Genomic DNA, 2835 nt, shown 5'->3' with positions numbered 1-2835 from the left:
AGTGCCGTCGGCGTGTGCCTGCAGCTCCAGGAGGGCGACTACATCTCCTCCACCCATCGCGGCCATGGCCACTCGATTGCCAAGGGCGTCGACATCGACAGCATGATGGCGGAGCTGTTCGGCCGCGCCAGCGGCACCTGCGGCGGCAAGGGCGGCTCTCAACATATCGCGGACCTTCGCAAGGGGATGCTTGGCGCGAACGGCATCGTTGCCGCCGGCGCGCCGATCACCTGCGGGGCGGCGCTGAGCATGAAGGTGCTGGGCTCCAGGCAGGTGGCGGTGGCCTTTGCCGGCGACGGCGCCATGAACGAAGGGGTGATGTCGGAAAGCTTCAACCTGGCCAAGATCTGGAACCTGCCGATCATCTTCGTCATCGAGGACAACGGCTTCGGCGAGGCGACGGCCAATGCGCTGGTGTCGGCCGGCAGCTTCACCCGGCGCGCCGAAAGCTACGACATCCCCACGCTTGAGGTCGACGGGACGGACGTTTTTGCCGTCTACAGCGCCGCCGGCGAGGCGGTGGAGCGGGCGCGCGCCGGCGGCGGCCCGACGATGCTGCATGTGCATGTGCCGCGCTATTACGGCCACTACAGCGGCGACCCCGACACCTACCGGACGCCCGATGAGAAGAAGGCCATGCGCCAGGAGCGCGACTGCCTGGTCAACTTCCGCCGGCGCGTCAGCGAGGTGTCGCTGCTGGAGGAGGTCGAGCTCGACGCGGTCGACGCAGAGGTCGAGGCCGTGATCGACCAGGCCGTCAGCGCGGCCCGGGCAGCGCCGTTCCCTGCGCTGTCGGCGCTGACCAGCGACGTCTATGTGAAGTATATGTGAGGGGCTTGCGGACCATGGCACAGAAATCTTTCCGGCAGGCGCTCAACGAGGCGCTGCACTTCGAGATGGCGCGCGACCCGCGCGTCATCATGATGGGCGAGGATCTGACCGGCGGCGCCGGCGCCAACGGCGTCAAGGATGCCTGGGGCGGGGCCTTCGGGGTGACCAAGGGGCTGCTTGGCGCCTTCGGCCCCGAGCGCATCCGCGACACCCCCATCAGCGAGGCTGCCTTCATCGGGGCTGCCGCGGGTGCCGCGCTGACCGGGCTGCGGCCGATCGCCGAGATCATGTTCGTCGACTTTGCCGGCGTGTGCCTCGACCAGATCATGAACCAGGCGGCCAAGTTCCGCTACATGTTCGGCGGCCGCGCCAAGACCCCGATGGTCATCCGCGCCACCTATGGCGCCGGCAGCCGCTCGGGCTCGCAGCACACCCAGGCGCTGCATTCCATCTTCACCCACATCCCCGGCCTCAAGGTCGTCATTCCCTCCACCCCCTATGACGCCAAGGGGCTGCTGTTGCAGGCCATCCGCGATGACGATCCGGTGATCTTCCTGGAGCACAAGATGCTCTACGACACGATGGGGGAGGTGCCCGACGGCGCCTACACCATCCCCTTCGCCGAGGCGCGCGTGGCGCGCGACGGCAAGGATGTGCTGATCATCGCCATCGGCCGCATGGTCTCGGTGGCCGAGGAGGCGGCGCGCCAGCTCGCCGGCGAGGGGATCTCGGCCTGCATCATCGACCCGCGCACCACCTCGCCGCTCGATGAGGACACGCTCTTGGACTTCACCGACAAGATCGGCCGCGTCGTCATCGTCGACGAAGCCAACCCGCGCTGCAGCGTGGCCACCGACATCTCGGCGCTGCTTGCCGACAAGAGCTTCGATGCGCTGAAGGCGCCGATCAAGCTGGTCACCGCGCCGCACTCGCCGGTGCCTTACGCCCCCAATCTGGAAGACGCCTACATCCCCACGGCCGCGGCGGTGGCGAAGGCGGCGACTTCGATCGCCAGGAGGTAGATGACATGTCGCTGATCGAGGCCGTGACCGTGCCCAAATGGGGCATGACGATGACCGAGGGCACCATCACGCAGTGGATGGCCAGGGAAGGCGACAGCGTCGCCCATGGCCAGGAACTGCTCGAGATCGAGACCACCAAGGTCACCAATGTCGTGGAGGCGGCGGCAAGCGGCATCCTGCGGCAGATCGTGCTCAAGGAGGGAACGACGGCGCCGGTTGGCGCGCTTGCCGGCGTCATTGCCGACGCGAGCGCAAGCCAAGAAGAGATCGACGCCTTCATCGCCTCCTATGCCGATCGGCTCGGCGCGTCCGAGGATGGCCAGGCGGGCGCTGCGGCGCCGCGCGCCATTGCCGTGGGCGAGGGCGTCATCAACGTCCTTGAGGCGGGACTGGCGGGCGAGGAAGCGGTCGTCTTCCTGCATGGCTTCGGCGGCGACCTGTCGACCTGGCTGTTCAACCAGGCGGCCGTCTCCGAGACGCACCAGACCATCGCGCTTGATCTTCCGGGCCATGGCGGCTCCTCGCCGCTGGCCGGCGGCGATGACCTCCTGGCCAGGATCGTGGCCGCCGTCGAGGGTGCTCTGCAATCCGTAGCGCCGGGCAGGATCCATCTGGTGGCCCACTCCTTCGGCGGCGCGGTCGCGGCGGCAATCGCCGCCAATCAGCCCGATCGTGTCGCATCGCTGACGCTGATCGCGCCGATCGGCCTTGGCAAACAGATGAGCCGCGACTTCCTCACCGACTTCATCGCCGCCGAGCGCCGGCGGCCGCTGCTTGTCGTGCTGGAACGCCTGTTTGCCGATCCCTCCAAGATCACCAGCGACATGGTCGAGGGCACGCTTCGCTTCAAGCGCCTGGAGGGCGTGCCCGAAGCGCTGACGGCCATCGCCGACACCATCGCCGACAACAACGGACAGCGCCAGTCGATCGCCAACCAACTCGCCAATCTCAAATGCCCGGTGCTCCTGATCTGGGGCGACCA

At 67.8% G+C, this 2835-nt stretch carries 3 protein-coding genes; all 3 read left to right on the top strand.

The genetic code is table 11. The annotated features are described in order from the left end of the window. A partial coding sequence (locus EN874_RS32090; protein ID WP_135884711.1) for a thiamine pyrophosphate-dependent dehydrogenase E1 component subunit alpha occupies positions 1–831 on the top strand: 831 nt, incomplete at its 5' end. 14 nt (positions 832–845) lie between these two features. Next, positions 846–1853 carry an alpha-ketoacid dehydrogenase subunit beta gene (locus EN874_RS32085; RefSeq protein ID WP_127426774.1) on the top strand — a complete coding sequence of 336 codons (1008 nt, stop codon included), beginning with the start codon at positions 846–848 and terminating at the stop codon, positions 1851–1853. A 5-nt stretch (positions 1854–1858) separates the two neighbouring features. Then, positions 1859–2835: acetoin dehydrogenase dihydrolipoyllysine-residue acetyltransferase subunit (locus tag EN874_RS32080; RefSeq protein ID WP_128261498.1), on the top strand; the 977-nt coding region annotated here is incomplete at its 3' end.

Origin of the sequence: Mesorhizobium sp. M1D.F.Ca.ET.231.01.1.1, assembly GCF_003999155.2 — a bacterium.
Classification (GTDB): Bacteria; Pseudomonadota; Alphaproteobacteria; order Rhizobiales; family Rhizobiaceae; genus Mesorhizobium.
Note: the sequence above shows the minus strand (reverse complement) of the source record. Positions and strands in the feature narration are given on the sequence as shown.